Annotated in this window: 11 protein-coding genes; 4 read left to right on the top strand and 7 right to left on the bottom strand. The window is 41.2% G+C overall.

The window, feature by feature from the left end:
* Window positions 1–106: 106 nt before the first annotated feature.
* Entirely contained in the window at window positions 107–1,141 is a 1,035-nt protein-coding gene (locus BVC88_RS02265) for an RluA family pseudouridine synthase (RefSeq protein ID WP_089153050.1), read from the bottom strand.
* Window positions 1,142–1,193: 52 nt separating this feature from the next.
* On the opposite strand from BVC88_RS02265, the gene BVC88_RS02260 reads away from it, so the two are divergent.
* Window positions 1,194–2,117 (top strand): 1-aminocyclopropane-1-carboxylate deaminase/D-cysteine desulfhydrase, encoded by a 924-nt coding sequence (locus BVC88_RS02260; RefSeq protein ID WP_075349015.1) that lies wholly within the window; start codon window positions 1,194–1,196, stop codon window positions 2,115–2,117.
* Here BVC88_RS02260 and BVC88_RS02255 read toward each other — a convergent pair.
* The 3 genes from BVC88_RS02255 to BVC88_RS02245 form a co-directional block, all read right to left on the bottom strand.
* A complete protein-coding gene (locus tag BVC88_RS02255; protein WP_075349014.1) occupies window positions 2,092–2,736 on the bottom strand; it encodes an AlbA family DNA-binding domain-containing protein in 645 nt (214 codons plus the stop codon). The genes BVC88_RS02260 and BVC88_RS02255 overlap by 26 nt on opposite strands.
* Window positions 2,737–2,766: 30 nt before the next feature.
* On the bottom strand, window positions 2,767–4,809 hold the full coding sequence (gene uvrB / locus BVC88_RS02250; RefSeq protein ID WP_075349013.1) for an excinuclease ABC subunit UvrB: 2,043 nt from the start codon (window positions 4,807–4,809) through the stop codon (window positions 2,767–2,769).
* A gap of 61 nt (window positions 4,810–4,870) precedes the next feature.
* Complete coding sequence (locus tag BVC88_RS02245; RefSeq protein ID WP_075349012.1) at window positions 4,871–6,061, bottom strand: Lnb N-terminal periplasmic domain-containing protein; 1,191 nt, start codon at window positions 6,059–6,061, stop codon at window positions 4,871–4,873.
* Window positions 6,062–6,099: 38 nt separating this feature from the next.
* Here BVC88_RS02245 and BVC88_RS02240 point away from each other — a divergent pair, with 38 nt between their 5' ends.
* The 3 genes from BVC88_RS02240 (at window position 6,100) to BVC88_RS02230 (ending at window position 10,294) form a co-directional block, all read left to right on the top strand.
* Window positions 6,100–8,403, top strand: coding sequence for a T9SS type A sorting domain-containing protein (locus BVC88_RS02240; protein WP_075349011.1), 2,304 nt, complete (start codon window positions 6,100–6,102; stop codon window positions 8,401–8,403).
* Between the two features lie 80 nt (window positions 8,404–8,483).
* Complete coding sequence (locus BVC88_RS02235; protein WP_075349010.1) at window positions 8,484–9,797, top strand: gluconate:H+ symporter; 1,314 nt, start codon at window positions 8,484–8,486, stop codon at window positions 9,795–9,797.
* A 23-nt stretch (window positions 9,798–9,820) separates the two neighbouring features.
* A complete protein-coding gene (locus BVC88_RS02230) occupies window positions 9,821–10,294 on the top strand; it encodes a RidA family protein (RefSeq protein ID WP_075349009.1) in 474 nt (157 codons plus the stop codon).
* Here BVC88_RS02230 and BVC88_RS02225 read toward each other — a convergent pair.
* The 3 genes from BVC88_RS02225 to BVC88_RS02215 all read right to left on the bottom strand — a co-directional run bounded on the left by BVC88_RS02225 (window position 10,291) and on the right by BVC88_RS02215 (window position 16,226).
* Window positions 10,291–11,685, bottom strand: coding sequence for an MltF family protein (locus BVC88_RS02225; RefSeq protein ID WP_075349008.1), 1,395 nt, complete (start codon window positions 11,683–11,685; stop codon window positions 10,291–10,293). The genes BVC88_RS02230 and BVC88_RS02225 overlap by 4 nt on opposite strands.
* A gap of 132 nt (window positions 11,686–11,817) precedes the next feature.
* A complete protein-coding gene (locus BVC88_RS02220) occupies window positions 11,818–13,164 on the bottom strand; it encodes a TolC family protein (RefSeq protein ID WP_075349007.1) in 1,347 nt (448 codons plus the stop codon).
* On the bottom strand, window positions 13,164–16,226 hold the full coding sequence (locus BVC88_RS02215) for an efflux RND transporter permease subunit (RefSeq protein WP_075349006.1): 3,063 nt from the start codon (window positions 16,224–16,226) through the stop codon (window positions 13,164–13,166). The genes BVC88_RS02220 and BVC88_RS02215 overlap by 1 nt, the downstream gene beginning before the upstream one ends.

Genomic DNA, 16,226 nt, shown 5'->3' with positions numbered 1-16,226 from the left:
TTCAATAAGACTTTTATTTTTTGCTGAATCAATCGAAATTTGATTAAATAAATATCATTAATTCAATATTAATGAGCTTTTATTACACATTTCATAAGAAAAATACTTATTCATAAATCACATAGGATCTCCATTTATCTAACACGCCCCCAAAATCTGGTGGAAGTGGCGCTTCGAAATAAAGCTTCTCTTTAGTGACAGGATGGATAAAGCCCAATGATTTGGCATGAAGGGCTTGCCTTGGAATTAAGTCAAAACAGTTTTGAATGAAAGTTTTATACTTCGCAAACTGCGTCCCTTTCCGGATTTTATCTCCACCATACATGGCATCATTGAAAAGTGGGTGTCCTATGAACTTCATGTGCGCTCTAATCTGATGAGTTCGCCCTGTCTCCAAATTACATTGAACTAGCGTAACATACCTTAGTCGCTCAATTACTTTCCAATGAGTCACAGCATGCTTTCCCTGACTTCCATCTACAAATACATCCATCACTTTACGATCCTTAGCGCTTCTGCCCACATTGCCAGTAATGGTTCCCGATTCACCTTCCGGCTCACCCCAAACAAGAGCTAGATAAGTTCGGTCAATGGTATGATGAAAAAATTGTGCTGCCAAATGAGTCATCGCTTCCTCCGATTTGGCTATTACAAGCAAACCAGAGGTATCCTTATCAATTCGATGAACTAGTCCGGGTCTTCCCACATTGCCTTTCATTTCAGGTAAATTTTGAAAATGGTAAACCAGTCCATTCACGAGTGTCCCAGTCCAATTACCCTGCGCAGGGTGAACAACCATCCCGGCGGGCTTATTTACTACCATCAGGTATTGATCTTCGAAAATAATATCTAAGTCTATATCCTCAGCTAGAACTTCCGTTTCCCTTCTAGGTTTTTCAAATAGAACTCGGATATCATCCCCTGGTTTGATCTTATAACTCCCTTTGGTGTTTTTTCCATTTACCTGGATAGAACCTGCATCAATGGCCAGCTGCACCCGATTTCTGGTCGCCAAAGCAACCTTCTCAGTCAAAAACTTATCAATCCGGATTGGCGATTGGCCCTTGTCTACAAGAAAACGGTAGTGCTCATATAATTCTAATTCGTCCTCTTCGATTTCGTCGTCGGGTAGCATGCTCATGATGCAAAAATAAGATTATTAACTTTAAGAAACTTTTCCATTTAGGGCTTTCATGCTACAATCTCTTCCAGTCATTAATCAACCGCTAGATCATCCACTTTTGGATGAAAAAGGAATTGAATTGGCGATCAAACGTCTAGACTTGGTCCATCCCGAGCTTTCGGGAAATAAATTCTTTAAACTGAAATACAATCTGGAAAAAGCGGTTTTGGATGGATTTGAAAAGGTTTTGACCTTTGGAGGTGCTTTTTCAAATCATATTTATGCCACAGCAGCAGGTGCAAAAGCTCTAAATTTATCGGCTATTGGGATCATCAGAGGAGAACGGATAGATCCTCTTAATGCTACACTTTCTCATGCAGAATCTCTTGGCATGGATCTTCATTTTGTAGATCGAGCCACCTTTAGACTGAAAAAAGAACCTTCTTTTCTCAAAAGCCTTTCTGAAAAATTTGGGGCGTTTTACCTTATCCCAGAGGGTGGAACTAACGAACTTGCGATCAAAGGAACAGCTGAAATTCTTCAACCCAATGATAAAAAATACTCTCACATTGCTACTTCCATTGGAACTGGAGGAACATTCGCCGGTATCTATACTTCCTTAGAATCATCGCAAAAGCTGCTTGGGTTTTCGGCTTTAAGAGGGGACTTTATTCGAAAGGAAATTGATGATTTACTAAAAGGCTTTGATCTTAGTGGATTGGGATCTTTTGAGATTTTTTCTCAATTCCATTTTGGAGGATACGCGAAATACGATCAACAACTAGTCGAATTTATTTGGTGGTTTTACGAGTCTTTTGGAATTATTCTAGACCCAATCTATACAGGAAAGATGCTTTTCGGAATCTGGCATTTAATCTGCCAAAACTATTTTCCAAAAGGATCAAAAATTCTTGTGATTCATAGTGGTGGCCTTCAGGGGAATGTAGGTTTTACGGAACGCACCGGGATCAAACTCCCGTCTCTTTTAAGGTAAAAAAATCATCCGCTTCTTGAGGGTGAATCTGAAGCACATTCGCCAATACGAGGCGCACAAGGGTTTTTGAAGCAATGAATTTTGGGAGCTTAGCCAGCTTTGCATACTCTTTCAAGGTTATCTTGCCTGTATCTTCCATGGCTTTCATAAGCAACTCTTCTTTCCAGCTGTAGGTAAAAACAGTGTCTCTTTGATTTTTCCCTCTGCGTAAAACCTCCCAAACTTCTCTGCTTGCTTGTATGCTACGATCCGCAACACGAATAAAAGCTTGCTTTCGCTCTTTTTCTTTCAAATAATGCGGCCTTTGATTACTCATAGGAATTTTAAAAACTGCCACTCCTTTTTTTTCAGACAGTTTTATGGAAGACACCTCGTATTCTAAAGTTGGAAAAATCAACTCTTGAATAGCCTTTTCCATCACGAAAATCTCCTCCTCGATAAATCGCTGGCCACTTACCGTGCCGTCATCATCTACTCCAATTAATAAATTTCCACCTACAGTATTAGCCAAAGCAATGACTTCCCGAACAATTTTTTCCGGATGCGCTGCTTTTTTCTTGAATTCAATCTTCAATCCCTCCCCTTTCGAAGCGAGAATCCTAATTTCCTGTAAGGTCATGGTCTAGTGGTTTATGAACAGGAAAACCTATTACTTGTTTACTCCTAGATTCAATTGTTCCAATCGGGATTTTTGAGCTTGCCACTCATCTCGTAGCCTCGCAGCTTCCATGAAGTTGAGCTCTTTCGCCGCTTTCTCCATTTGTTTTTGAGTCTGTTGGATCAATTTTTCTAACTTATCCTTACTCAAATACTGCACCACCGGATCTGCAGCCATATTCGCCTCACCGGGCATCGGCTCGGCGTAGAATTTCGCATTTTTCTTAGAATCAGCCACTTTTGTTTGTCCCATAATTTTATCCCGGGATTTCAAAATTGTGGTAGGCGTGATTCCATGCTCGGTATTGTATTCGATCTGAAGCGCTCTTCTTCGCTTTGTTTCATCGATAGCCAATTGCATCGATGCAGTGATTTTATCAGCATACATGATCACTCGCCCTTCAGAATTTCGTGCGGCTCTACCGATCGTCTGCACCAAACTTCGCTCATTTCGAAGGAAACCTTCCTTATCTGCATCCAAAATCGCCACCAAAGAAACCTCAGGTAAATCCAATCCTTCACGTAATAAATTGACCCCGACTAATACATCAAATACCCCCAGTCTCAATTCACGAAGGATTTCTACTCGATCCAGTGTCTTGACTTCAGAGTGAATGTATCGGGATTTCACGCCAGCGCGTTCCAAGAATTTTTGTAATTCCTCTGCCATCCGCTTGGTAAGTGTAGTCACCAGCACACGTGCATCTGTTTTGATGGTTTGATCGATTTCTTCTAACAAATCATCAATTTGATTTTGACTTGGACGCACCTCGATAGTTGGATCTAGAAGTCCTGTAGGTCTGATAATCTGTTCTACCACTTCTCCTTCTGTAAGTGCCAACTCATAATCGGCTGGAGTAGCTGATACGTAAACGACCTGATTAGCCAAAGTCTCAAACTCATCAAATTTCAACGGTCGATTGTCCAAAGCTGATGGAAGTCGGAATCCGAAGTCGACAAGGTTCACTTTTCGAGAACGGTCTCCTCCCCACATAGCCCGTACTTGAGGGATAGTCACATGGCTTTCGTCTATGACCAATAAAAAATCATCCGGAAAATAATCCATCAGACAGAAAGGGCGCATCCCAGGCTCGCGTCGATCAAAATACCTCGAGTAATTTTCTACTCCCGAGCAATAGCCCAGCTCCCGGATCATCTCTAAGTCAAACTCAGTCCGCTCCTGAAGACGCTTGGCCTCCAAAAATTTCCCCTCCTTCTCAAAGAAGTTCACTTGAGCTACCATATCATCCTGAATCTCTTTGATCGCAGTATTAATCGTATCCCTTCCAGTTACAAAGAGATTTGCAGGAAAAATGGAAATGATTTTCTCATCGTTCAGTTTTTTTCCCGTTGCCGGGTCAAACCGCTGAATAGCTTCGATCTCATCCCCCCAAAAGAAAATCCGATAGCCCCAATCCGCATATGCTACGAAAATATCTACCGTATCTCCCTTTACTCGAAAAGTCCCGTGGGTCAACTCTTGCTGAGTGCGACTGTATAGGATATCGACCAGTTTGAAAAGCAACTGATTTCTGGGGATTCTGTCACCTTCCTGTAAGCGGATTACATTCTTGGCAAACTCCTCCGGATTACCAATACCATAGATACAGGAAACCGAAGCAACCACAATCACATCTCTGCGACCAGTAAGTAAGGCTGAAGAAGCACTGAGTCGCAGCTTTTCGATCTCTTCATTGATCGAAAGGTCTTTTTCTATATAAGTACCCGAACTTGGGATAAAGGCCTCTGGCTGGTAGTAATCGTAATAGGAAATAAAATATTCGACTGCATTCTCCGGGAAGAATTGCTTGAACTCACCGTAAAGCTGCGCAGCAAGGGTTTTATTATGACTTAGAATGAGAGTTGGCTTCTGAACTTGCTGGATCACATTTGCGATGGTGAAAGTCTTCCCCGACCCTGTTACTCCCAGCAAAACCTGGGCTTGTTCCCCATCATTTACTCCCTCGACCAATTTCTGGATCGCTTTGGGCTGATCGCCTGTAGGCTTGTAATCTGATGTAAGTTTAAATTCCATGGGATAGCTTGAAGATACCCAACACCATTCCCCTATGCAAAAGTTTGCTTTCGGGTAAGATTTAAGAAGTAGTCAACCGATACTTGCCTAAATTATAATAGAGGTAATTGGTACGAAGAATCAGAATCAATAAGATCGGCATCAGGCTAGGATGGAAGGATTGCCAGCCCAAGATCCAAAATACCACTGCAGCATCTGCCATAATCAATGCAAAAAGCAGGTACTTTCTTACCCAAGGGGCAAGGGTCTTGGACCATAGTCCTTTGATCAAAACCAAATGACCGGGAAATGCCCAAAGGAAATTCCAGTTCCACTTGGTTGCACTATGTTCTGTGGCAAACCAAAGCAAAGCGATAACAATACCCAAAAATCCCAAAAGGCCAAAGAAGGCCAAATCAAAGCCAATAAATAGTTTTTTCTTCTTAAAGCCTATGAAAGTAATCGCTGTGAAGATGATTGCGATTAACCAAAAAATCCAATAGGGATTAAAAGCACCCATTGATTTTTCTTCTTTCGGAAATTCCATGATGACTAAAGTCTCCTTCACCAAAGGCCTGATAGGACCATCTCCTTGGATTTCTGCTCGTGCAAAAGATTCAAACATGTAATCAGGAAGAAATTGCTCTTCTAGTGGCTTTGCATCTACATCGATCACAGCTCCAAGCGCCAAATCGATTCCCAAATCGGCCCAAGGCAAGGTATAGACATACTCGTCAATCAGATTTCGAAAAGTCTTTTCATCGGATTCTTTCACCTCATCCTTCCAGACCAACTTGTCTCCCAAGACCAAGTCCAAGGCATCCCGGATCCGTGTGGCACAGTTGTCATAGAAAAAGTCATAGCGGTAATAGCGCCGATCTGGTTGGTAATTAATCTGTAAAAACTCGATCATGAATTGAGTCTGTTCTGCGCTCAAATCCAGGATTTGCTCCTTGATCCCCCTTCCCTGTCGGTCATATTCAGCGACAAAAGCCGCAAAGGTGCTGACCGAAAGCATGTAGTCTAGTTTACCGCCAGCGAACTTGCCGTAGAAGTTAGGAGTGTCAAAATCAAAAGTACCATAGTTGAAGACATAGTCTGTCCGGTTCTCTGTATCCAGAACCCGAATAGCGGAGTGGCCAAAGGCAGAATAGAGCTCATCCCCCGGATCTGCAGTCAATAAACTGATTTGATAGGCCTGACCTATCACTTGCTCTAAGGAGCTGAAGGTCAGTATAAAAAAAATAATTAAGTTTTTCTTTTGTTGATTCATTTTTTACTAACTTAAAACTCTTTTTAAACTACTTTTAGATGAAAACAAGGGTCAAAACGTTGTCCCACCTTTTTATTTTTCGATGCCGAATATACAGTATATTATCGGCAGTTATAGGAATTTGCCTATTCAGGATTAGTGCCACCGCGCAAGAAATCAATGCTTATAAAACAGTTAGCTCAGGTATTTATTCGAATCCAGCCATTTGGCATATTTTTGATGGAACCAGCTGGGTACCCGCGCTAGCCAAACCATCAAATACGAATGACATTTACATTGATCAGACACACTTGGTTACCCTCACTGGCAATGAGCAAGCGAAATCAGTTTTTATAAATTCGGAGACATCAGCTGGCCAAAAACTGAATTTAAATTCAAGAGAACTTGAAATTTATGGATCACTAAATGCTTTTTCCGGTCCTGCTCCAGGTTTACCTTCAGGAACTTGGAACAGCCAAAACTGGATAGGGAATTCCATTGGAAGCAGATTGATTTTTAAAGGGAACTCGAGAACGATAATTAGAAAGAATCACTGGAGTGGATTCACCATTAATAGTAGATACAGTGTGATATTCGATCCTGGTATAGGACAAGAATTAGTAATAGAGGAACCATTCAAAGCAGTTCAATTTACAGTAAGGTCTGGGACAGTAATTCAAAAATTAGACAGCACGATCATTCCTGCTCTATGCGCATCCCTTTCTTTTAATAATGAAACAACGGTTTATGGAGCAGGCCCATTTGGAACACTTACCGTCGAAAGCGGAGCGACTTTCCTCTCACAATGTAATTTGGGAATCCTGTTTAGATCTGCTACCGTCAGTGCCGGCCTATTTGACTTACAAAGCGGTGGACGATTGATTTTAGAAGGGCAAAATCCACGCATGGAAGCTGCAACTTTTCAATTGGATGGATCAGTAATTTTTAGGGGAGGGTCTGCTCCAAAGACTTTTCTTAGCAGCTCATACACGGATGCCAGTATACCAAATCAAGTCACTGATTTGGAACTTCAGGGGAATCAAAATCTTTCCATTCCGAGTCCTTTTTTCGTTCAAGGAAATATTACTCAGTCAGGTCTTGGGGCAATTTTAGCCAGCCCAACGGACCTCCATTTTATCGGTAACTTAACCCAAACTATCGAAGGATTTGCCCTAACGACGCGAAACTTAACGGTAAATAAAACGGGAGGGCGAGTCAATTTGAATCAAAACCTTACGATTACCCAAACACTCTCCATGATTGATGGCATTTTGAATTTCAATGAAAACAGCCTTTTTGTAAACAGCTCTTCAATAGGAGGGATTAATTATGCTTCCGGATCCTGGGAGAGACTGGGGGAGATTCACTATTTTTCTCTTCCTGCCACACTAAATGAAACGAATGCAACATTCCCTTTTGCAGATCGCTACCAAAAAGGAACTCGAAGTGTACAGTTATTGGGAAATACTAGCGGAGAAGATCTCCGGATTTCATTCACAGAATATGATGGTGCTGAATATAATTCGGGGTTTGATGACAATGATGGTACTCCGATTCTTTACCGCTTATTTAGCTATTTCAATTTTTATGGGTTGACTTCTAATTCCAATCCAGTCGAACTCCGAATCTCTGCCGACAACCTTATTGTGGATCAAGTTGATGACCTTCGAATAGTAGGCACAGGATATGCTGCGCCTGGCAACCATCTACCCGGTTTAGATCCTACGCTACTATGGGCAAGAAGGGACTTGACTTTTTCACAATTGGAAGGGGTTAATTTTACAGTAGGAAGCTTCAGGACACTAAGCGTTTTACCAGTCACTTGGCTGACTGTTGAGGCAAAAAGAAGTTTTTCGAAGGTCGAATTAAGTTGGAAATTAGCATCAGAAGAAGGAAATAAAGAATTTGAAATTTATCGATCTACAAACCCTCAAAAGGAGTGGAAGATGCTGGGAAAAATAGCTAGCAAGGGAGATTCCAATGAACCTGTAGTCTATTCTTTTGATGATTTCGATAGTTATCCCAATCAAATTGCCTATTACAGAATCAAGCAAATCGACTTTTCAGGAAATTATTCCTGGAGCAATGTCATTGCTTCCAGTCCTATCAATTTTGAAGAAAGTCATTTTCAAATTTTCCCAAATCCATACCGAAACGGTAGAATCCGGATAATAGTGAATTCCGAACTTTTTTCAGAAAATACTCAAATGGAAGTATTCGATATACAAGGTCAGCTTCTTAAATCTCTGAACTGGTCAGAATCAGAATGCTCAAACTTCTTGGAATCTCTTAATCCCGGAATCTATTTGATCCGCTTAAAGAGTATTCACGGCCAGAAGTCAATTCGGTGGGTCAGGCAATAAGTGAATTGCAAAGAAATTGATTCTCTGATAACTGCTTTCTATCCTTTTTTCTATCTTAAGAGTCCAAATAACCCCAGCCAATGACCTTTCTTCTAGTACTGCTAAGTATTGCGATCCTGGTACTCTTGATCGTATGGGCCAAGCTCAATCCCTTTCTGGCTTTTTTGATTGCATCTATCAGCGCAGGTTTTTTATTGGGGCTTCCTGCAGATCAGATCGCTGGATCCGTCCAGAAAGGTATGGGAAATCTCCTCGGAGACTTGGTCATCGTGATCGTCATGGGAGCGATGCTCGGTAAATTGGTGGCTGAATCCGGGGCGGCACAGCAGATTGCGGGGACCCTGATGAAAATCTTTGGAGAGAAATACATCACTTGGGCGATGTCCCTGACCGGATTGATCGTAGGCATTCCACTTTTCTATAATGTGGGATTTGTCCTATTGGTGCCCTTAGCCTTTACTGTGGCCTATCAGTATAAAATCTCTGCGGTCTATGTAGGTATTCCTCTTTTGGCAGCATTATCTGTAACGCATGGATTTTTGCCACCACATCCATCGCCAGCTGCTCTTGTCGCCCAGTTTGAAGCCAATATGGGCCTGACCCTTTTTTACGGATTCATAATTGCAATCCCTACCATCATCATCGCCGGACCCATTTTCGCAAGAACACTAAAGAATATTGAGGCAAAACCATTAAAGACTTTTCAGGCAGAAACCAAGCCTGAGGAACAACTACCAGGAAAAGAAAATAGCTTTTTTACTGCTTTGCTGCCGGTTTTTCTCCTAGTCGGCACGACGGCACTCAGCTTGAATACACCCGAAGAAAGTCCATTTGCCAAGCTGATAGGCTTCATCTCCAATCCAGGTATTGTGATGTTGATTTCGGTTTTGGTAGCGACGTATACCTTGGGTTTACGACGCAAATTCAGCATGCCTCAGCTCATGGATATTTACACTATAGCTACCAAAGATATTGCTATGATATTGCTGATTGTAGCAGGTGCAGGAGCTTTGAAACAAATATTTACAGATACAGGAGTTAGTCAGGTCATCGCAGAAAGCTTGCAGACTTGGGATATTCATCCGCTGATCCTTGCTTGGATTATCACAGCGATCATTCGCGTTTGTGTAGGATCTGCTACTGTAGCAGGATTGACGACCGCCGGAATTATTGCTCCACTAGTGACTACCATGAATGTAGATCCTAATCTCCTTGTGCTGTCAATAGGCGCTGGGAGTTTGATGTTTTCTCATTTCAACGATGCCGGATTCTGGATGTATAAGGAGTTCTTCAATGTAAGTATCAAAGACACCATCAAATCTTGGTCTCTTATGGAAACGCTTGTAGCAGTTATAGGACTTGCTGGAGTGTTAATTCTTGACCTTTTCGTATAAATTCAACACTTAACTCGATCACAATGGAAACCCCCGAAAGTAACTTCACCAAAACTGGATTGACCTTACCGCCTGCTCCAAAGCCCTTAGGAGTGTACAAGCCTTGCCTTGTAGATGGCAAATACCTCTACCTTTCCGGTCACGGAACTGTCCAGCCAGATGGCACATTGATCATCGGCAGAATCGGTGAAGACATGGATCAAGAACATGGAAAACTTGCAGCAAGACAAGTTGGATTGGCTATGCTGGCGACTATCAAAGCTAATCTAGGTTCTCTGAATCGAGTCAAAAAAGTTATCAAAGTGCTCGGAATGGTAAATTGTATATCCACTTTTGAAAAGCATCCCTATATCATCAATGGCGCCAGCGAATTATTTGCCCAAGTTTGGGGCGAGGAAAATGGAATAGGTGTACGGTCTGCAGTAGGAATGGGTTCATTGCCTGATAATATCCCAGTAGAAATCGAGGCAATGTTCGAGCTTCACGAGGGAGCTTAAGGCTCCACAAGAGATTTGTAAGATTGGAAAATGCTTAGGACATCTTTGACGTAGTTGACGGCGAGGTGTCCTTTTGCAAAACCGCTTTTCACGACTGGGTCTTTGTAATACTCAGGATCACTTTTCAATTCTAAGAATTTAGATACTTCAGTCCAGCTTTGAGTACTTTTCCCATATTTCAAAGTAAGTCTCCAGGCATCTTCGACATGACCATGACCAATGTTGTAAGAAGCGAGGATAAATTTCAAGCGCTCATTCATATCAGGTACTCGTTCAATCCAAAATTTATCCAAATAACGGAGGTATCTGACTCCGCCAAGCAGTGACTGTTGCGGATCATTTGGATTAGTAACTCCAAATCGTTCCAATGTTACCGGCATTAGTTGAAGCAGGCCTTGAGCGCCTGCATAGGATGTAGCTGTGGTATCAAACCGTGATTCTTTATATACAAGGGATGCTAGCAATCGCCAATCCCAACCCAGTTGCTCTGCTCCTTCTTTAATGATTTCATCATATTCTGATATTTGGTTTCCAGCAAGAGAAGAAAAGGGGCTTGTATTACGGAAATAAGAGTTTTTAGAATTTCTAAAGTATTTCGAATATAGATCTGGAATAAATCTCTTTTGCTTATCCAGCATCCATTCATTCAATTTTTCTAAAAGAATAGGCGAGTTTTCACGAACTACCCAAGCAACTTTTCCCTCATCACTTATTTTCCAAGAGACATCCAAGCCTTCATAATAGGTAGCATTTGCCATGGCAATGTTTTGATCGGCTACAGTCCATTTGATTTGACCGTTTACTACTTGATCGATCAGGACTTCCTCTTGATTTTTAGAGGCTTTTACTATGAATCCGAGATTAAGGGAATCTTTAATTTCATTTAGTTTGGATTCGTAAACAGTACCTTCTCTTACAAAGATGGTATCATTTGCTAACTGCTCCCACGATTTGATTTTTCCTTCCTTTTCACGGCCAACCAGAAGAGTTTTCATATTCCCAAGGGGAATAGAAAAGGAATTCCCAATGGCTCGCTGAGGATTCTCTTCCAGATTCATCGCAATCAAATCAACCTTTCCATTTTCTAAAAAATCGAAGGCAGCATCAATATCCGAAACCAACACCAGTCTTAATTGTACATCCAATCGCTTGGCAAGATCTCTTAGCAATTCGTACTCGTAGCCCATTCTTCTACCACGATAGATATAATAACCAGTGGTATTATTATCCACCGCTGCGCGAATAAAACCTCTTTTTTGAATTCCAGGGAGATCAAGGATATAGGTGTCTTTAGTCAATTTGACTCCGAAATTCTTCTCGAGGAAAGTACATTGCACCCCAAAAAAAAGAAGTACAAAAACTAAAGTAAATAGAATCGAGGCTCTTTTCATTAAGTTGGGTCATTGAAACCCAGGATGTTCCGAAGCCCATTTGGCAAATGCTATGCCAAAAGAAAAAGTAGGGAATTGTTAAAAAAAGCAAATAAAAAAATGAGCAGCCATATTTTCAGCTGCTCAGTCTTTTTAATTCTCAGTGGGAATGTCAAAAGGAGTAAAACTATTCTGGAAGAAAATCTTCCCAGAAAGTCTCCTTAGCTCAATTTCTTGTTCCTTAATATTGAAAATCGAAGTAATCAAACGGTTCTGAGCAGTAAGCAAATTAACTTGCGCATCTCTGAATTCGAGGTAAGAAGAAATTCCCAAACGGAATCTCTCCAAGGCGATTTCTGTACTTTCTTTTGCAGTTTGATAGTTCTTCTTTTCTACCTCGAGAAGGTTTTTGTTCGTCAGGTAGGTATTATAAGACCGATGAATATCCGATTTGAGTTGTACTTCAAATTGGTCAGTCGCATAAGACTGGATCTTCTGTTGGACCTTTGCATTTTGGATTCGTCTATTCAGTGTCAAGCCACTGAATAGATTAACAGTGATATTACCTCCACCATTGAATCCTTGACGCTGATTCTGAATCAAAAATCCTGCATCAGAATTGGAAGTGTTATTAACGTAATTCCCATTTAGATTTAAGATTGGTAATCTAGAAGCACGAAGTTCCTTCATTTGAAGAAATGCTACATTCTCAGCTCGCTGGGCAATCAATAGATTTTTATTTTCAGTAAACGCATTTTCCTCCAAATCAAGAAGCAGCAACGGATCACCAATCAAAATCGTGTCTTTCACAGTGAATTTGATATTCGGGTCTAATGCCATCAATTCATTAAGATTCACCCGAGCATTTTGGATAATCTGCTCTTGAGTCAAAAGCAAAGTTAAATCTGAATTGTAATCTACCTCTGCAGTCAAGAAATCTCGCTTTCCCGCACCACCCAACTCGTACTGGGCTTTGGCGATATCCAATCTGGATTGGCTGAGTTCCAAAGTATTTTTCAGAACTTCATAGCGTTGTAGCTCCAAAACCAGTCGGTAATAAGCTGAAGAGATTCCGGCAACGGTATTCTCTACCACAACTTTGGTCTCCAGCTCCGAGATCTCTGTAAGTTGACCCAGACGCTTCATGACAATAAAGCTCTCTGGCCTAAAGCCATAAATCGCAGCTACGGTGAAATTTTCATTTCTCGATTTCGCATTGTCTATCTGTCTAGGCTCAGGATCGTTTACAAATTTTTGAGTAACGTCCTCCTTACTGAAGTTTCTCAGATAAGTAGCATCGACTCGCGGTAAAAACAAATCTCCAGTACCAATTTTTTCATCTCCTTCACGAAGCGTAATAGTTTCTACTGCAATTTTCACCTGCAAATTATTCTCCAGGCCCATTTGAATTGCCTTTTCCAAATCAAGAGATTCTTCGCTTTGGGCAAATAAACAGGTAGAAATGCTGCTCAATAAGAGCAATAGGGTAATTCTCTTCATTAAATTCGTGCTAGTCTAGCTTCTTTTGAAGTCAAGTATGTGTAAATAGCTGGGATAATAAATAAAGTCAAGATAGTGGCTAATGCCAATCCTCCGATTACCGTCGCTCCCATTGGCACTCGGCTTTCCGCTCCAGCTCCAAGTGCCAAAGCAATTGGAAGAATACCAAGAATAGTGGATAAACTAGTCATTAGAATCGGTCGGAATCTGGCAACCGCAGCACCAAAGATTGCTTCATTAACATCCATTCCTTGTGCTTTCCGCTGGTTTGCAAATTCTACTATTAGAATTCCATTTTTTGTCACCAATCCAATCAACATGATAATTCCAATCTGGCTGAAGATATTCAAAGTATAGCCGAAAAACCATAGCGTGAACAAGGCACCAAAGAGCGCCAGTGGCACGGTAAACATGATCGTCAAAGGATCTCTAAAGCTCTCAAACTGAGCAGAAAGAACTAAATAAATCAAAATCAATGCAAAAATGAAAGCAAACAGCAAGCTATTGGAGCTTTCCCGGAATTCCTTTGATGGTCCTGCAACATCCGTAGAAAATGAATCATCAAGCACTTTAGCAGCAATTCTATCCATTTCATCTAATCCATTTCCAATGGTATACCCTTCGGCAAGATTGGCGGAAACTGTTGCGCTTACGAATCTATTATATCTGTACAATTGCGGCGGAGTACTTTTTTCCACTACACGTACAAGGTTATCCAATTGAATAAGTTCCCCATTATCTGCTCTCACGTAGAGCATTCGAAGATTAACAGGCTCATTTCGATCTTGAATTTGCATTTCGCCTACTACCTGATATTGCTTTCCTTCCCTAATGAAATAGGCAAAGCGCTGTCCTGAATATGAAAGTTGGAGAGTTCGAGCTATTTCTTGTACAGAAACACCAACATTTCTTGCTTTTTCACGATCGATTTCAATCTCCAATTCAGGCTTCGTGAATTTCAAATTGATATCAGAGAAGATAAAGGCAGGACTTTTACTGGTCTCTTCCAAAAAGGTAGGTATAACCGCTTTCAATTTATCCAAGGTTGGTGCCTGTATGACATATTGCACTGGAAGGCCACCTCGCCGATCTCCGATAGACTGTGCCTGAGAAGCAAAAGCCCTAACAGAGGTAATGGTTCTCAGCTTTTGGTTGACCTGATCATAGATCTGTTGTTGGGATCTTTCTCGCTTATCTGCGTCTGTCAGAATCATACGGATAAACCCAGAATTAGTACTTGCAGTACCAAAACCTGGTGAAGTCACACTGATCATTCTGATTCGTTCTTCCTCTGGGATTTCCGCCATGAAATCACGGGTCAATTGATCGATTACTGGATCCATATAGCCGAAAGTTGCACCCTCTGGGCCTGACATATTAATTCGTATTTCTCCTCGATCTTCGGTCGGAGCAAGTTCTGTTTGTATGTTATTAAACAACCAATAGATCCCAAACCCCATCACTCCTATCAATATAAATGCAACCCATCGAACCTTCATAAATCCACTTAAGGCTTTATCATATTGATTGTTGATCCATACAAATCCCGGTTCAGTAAAATTGTAAAATGCATTATGCTTTTCTCTTCGTTTGAGCAATTTCGAGCTTAGCATTGGAGTCATAGTCAATGCAACGAAAGAGGAAATTATTACGGCTCCAGCCACTACAATTCCAAACTCTTTAAAGAGTCTTCCTGTAGTCCCCGTCAGGAAAATCACTGGAAGAAATACAGCGGCCAAAGCCACTGTAGTAGCGATTACAGCAAAGAAGATTTCTTCAGAACCTTTTTCAGCTGCTTCCTGTGGATTTTCTCCCTTCTCTATTCGAGTATAAATATTCTCTAAAACAACAATCGCATCATCAACTACCAAACCTATCGAGAGAACGATCCCCAAAAGTGTCAAGACATTGATTGAAAAATCCATCAAATACATGATGAAAAAGACTCCTATTAATGAAATAGGAATCGTCAAAACTGGAATGAATGTAGTTCTCCAATCCCTAAGAAATAAGAAGATGATAGCAACAACCAAAAAGAAGGCAATAACTATAGTCTCCTGTACTTCTGCAATGGAATTCCGAATGTACTTTGTTGAGTCATAAGTTACTTCAATAGATACATCCGATGGAAGATCTTTTTTGATACTTTCGACTCTCTTATAGAATTCATCTGCAATCTCAATACTATTTGATCCGGGCAACGGTACTAGAACTACCACCACCATCGGAACGTTGTCACTTTTCAAAACTGTTCGCTCATTCAAAGCGGTAAGTTCTGCTTTACCTATATCCTGGAAGCGAACAATATTATTTTGATCCTCCTTGATAATTAAGTCATTGAACTCCATGGGTGAACTCAGACGACTTTTTGTCCTAACAGACAATTCTATTGTTGCCCCCTCTATTCTACCTGAGGGTAATTCTACGTTTTCACTTTGTACCTTTTGGAGTACATCCAGAGGAGTCACTCCATAGGATGCCATTTTGAGCGGATCCATTCGGAGTCGAATTGCATATTCCTTATCCCCCCAAATCTGTACTCTACTTACTCCAGGAATAGTCTGAAGTCGCTCTTTGAAAATATTGTCTGCTAAATATGAAACGTCGAGCAAACTTCTTACTTCACTTTGGACACTCAAATATATGATCGGATTTGAGTCAGCATCAGCCTTGGAAACCACGGGAGGCTCAGCATCAGGTGGCAAATTTCGCTGAGCTCCTGCAACTTTATCCCGGACATCATTTGCTGCAGCCTCAAGATCAGCTCCGACATCAAATTCTACGGTAATATTACTAGTTCCATCATTACTGGTAGAGCTCATGGATTTGATTCCTTGAATACCATTAATGGCCTCTTCGAGTGGCTCAGTGATCTGGGCTTCGATAACATCTGCATTGGCACCTGTATAAGCAGTCCTGACAGAAATTACCGGTGGATCCACGCTTGGATATTCTCGTATCCCGAGTAAACTGATACCGATGACTCCAAAAAGGACGATCGTTATCGACATCACGATGGCCAACACTGGCCTATTGATACTCAAACTAGAAAGACTTGCCAT

Source organism: Algoriphagus marinus, assembly GCF_001936475.1.
Taxonomy (GTDB): domain Bacteria; phylum Bacteroidota; class Bacteroidia; order Cytophagales; family Cyclobacteriaceae; genus Algoriphagus; species Algoriphagus marinus.
The sequence above is the reverse complement of the archived record's forward strand: the minus strand, read 5'-3'. Positions and strand labels throughout refer to the sequence as shown.

Excerpts from the sequence above, each read along its gene's own strand:
- BVC88_RS02265 (WP_089153050.1), bottom strand. The coding sequence starts at position 1,141 with ATGAGCATGCTACCCGACGACGAAATCGAAGAGGACGAATTAGAATTA.
- BVC88_RS02260 (WP_075349015.1), top strand. The coding sequence starts at position 1,194 with ATGCTACAATCTCTTCCAGTCATTAATCAACCGCTAGATCATCCACTT.
- BVC88_RS02255 (WP_075349014.1), bottom strand. The coding sequence starts at position 2,736 with ATGACCTTACAGGAAATTAGGATTCTCGCTTCGAAAGGGGAGGGATTG.
- uvrB (WP_075349013.1), bottom strand. The coding sequence starts at position 4,809 with ATGGAATTTAAACTTACATCAGATTACAAGCCTACAGGCGATCAGCCC.
- BVC88_RS02245 (WP_075349012.1), bottom strand. The coding sequence starts at position 6,061 with ATGAATCAACAAAAGAAAAACTTAATTATTTTTTTTATACTGACCTTC.
- BVC88_RS02240 (WP_075349011.1), top strand. The coding sequence starts at position 6,100 with ATGAAAACAAGGGTCAAAACGTTGTCCCACCTTTTTATTTTTCGATGC.
- BVC88_RS02235 (WP_075349010.1), top strand. The coding sequence starts at position 8,484 with ATGACCTTTCTTCTAGTACTGCTAAGTATTGCGATCCTGGTACTCTTG.
- BVC88_RS02230 (WP_075349009.1), top strand. The coding sequence starts at position 9,821 with ATGGAAACCCCCGAAAGTAACTTCACCAAAACTGGATTGACCTTACCG.
- BVC88_RS02225 (WP_075349008.1), bottom strand. The coding sequence starts at position 11,685 with ATGAAAAGAGCCTCGATTCTATTTACTTTAGTTTTTGTACTTCTTTTT.
- BVC88_RS02220 (WP_075349007.1), bottom strand. The coding sequence starts at position 13,164 with ATGAAGAGAATTACCCTATTGCTCTTATTGAGCAGCATTTCTACCTGT.
- BVC88_RS02215 (WP_075349006.1), bottom strand. The coding sequence starts at position 16,226 with ATGGCAAGTCTTTCTAGTTTGAGTATCAATAGGCCAGTGTTGGCCATC.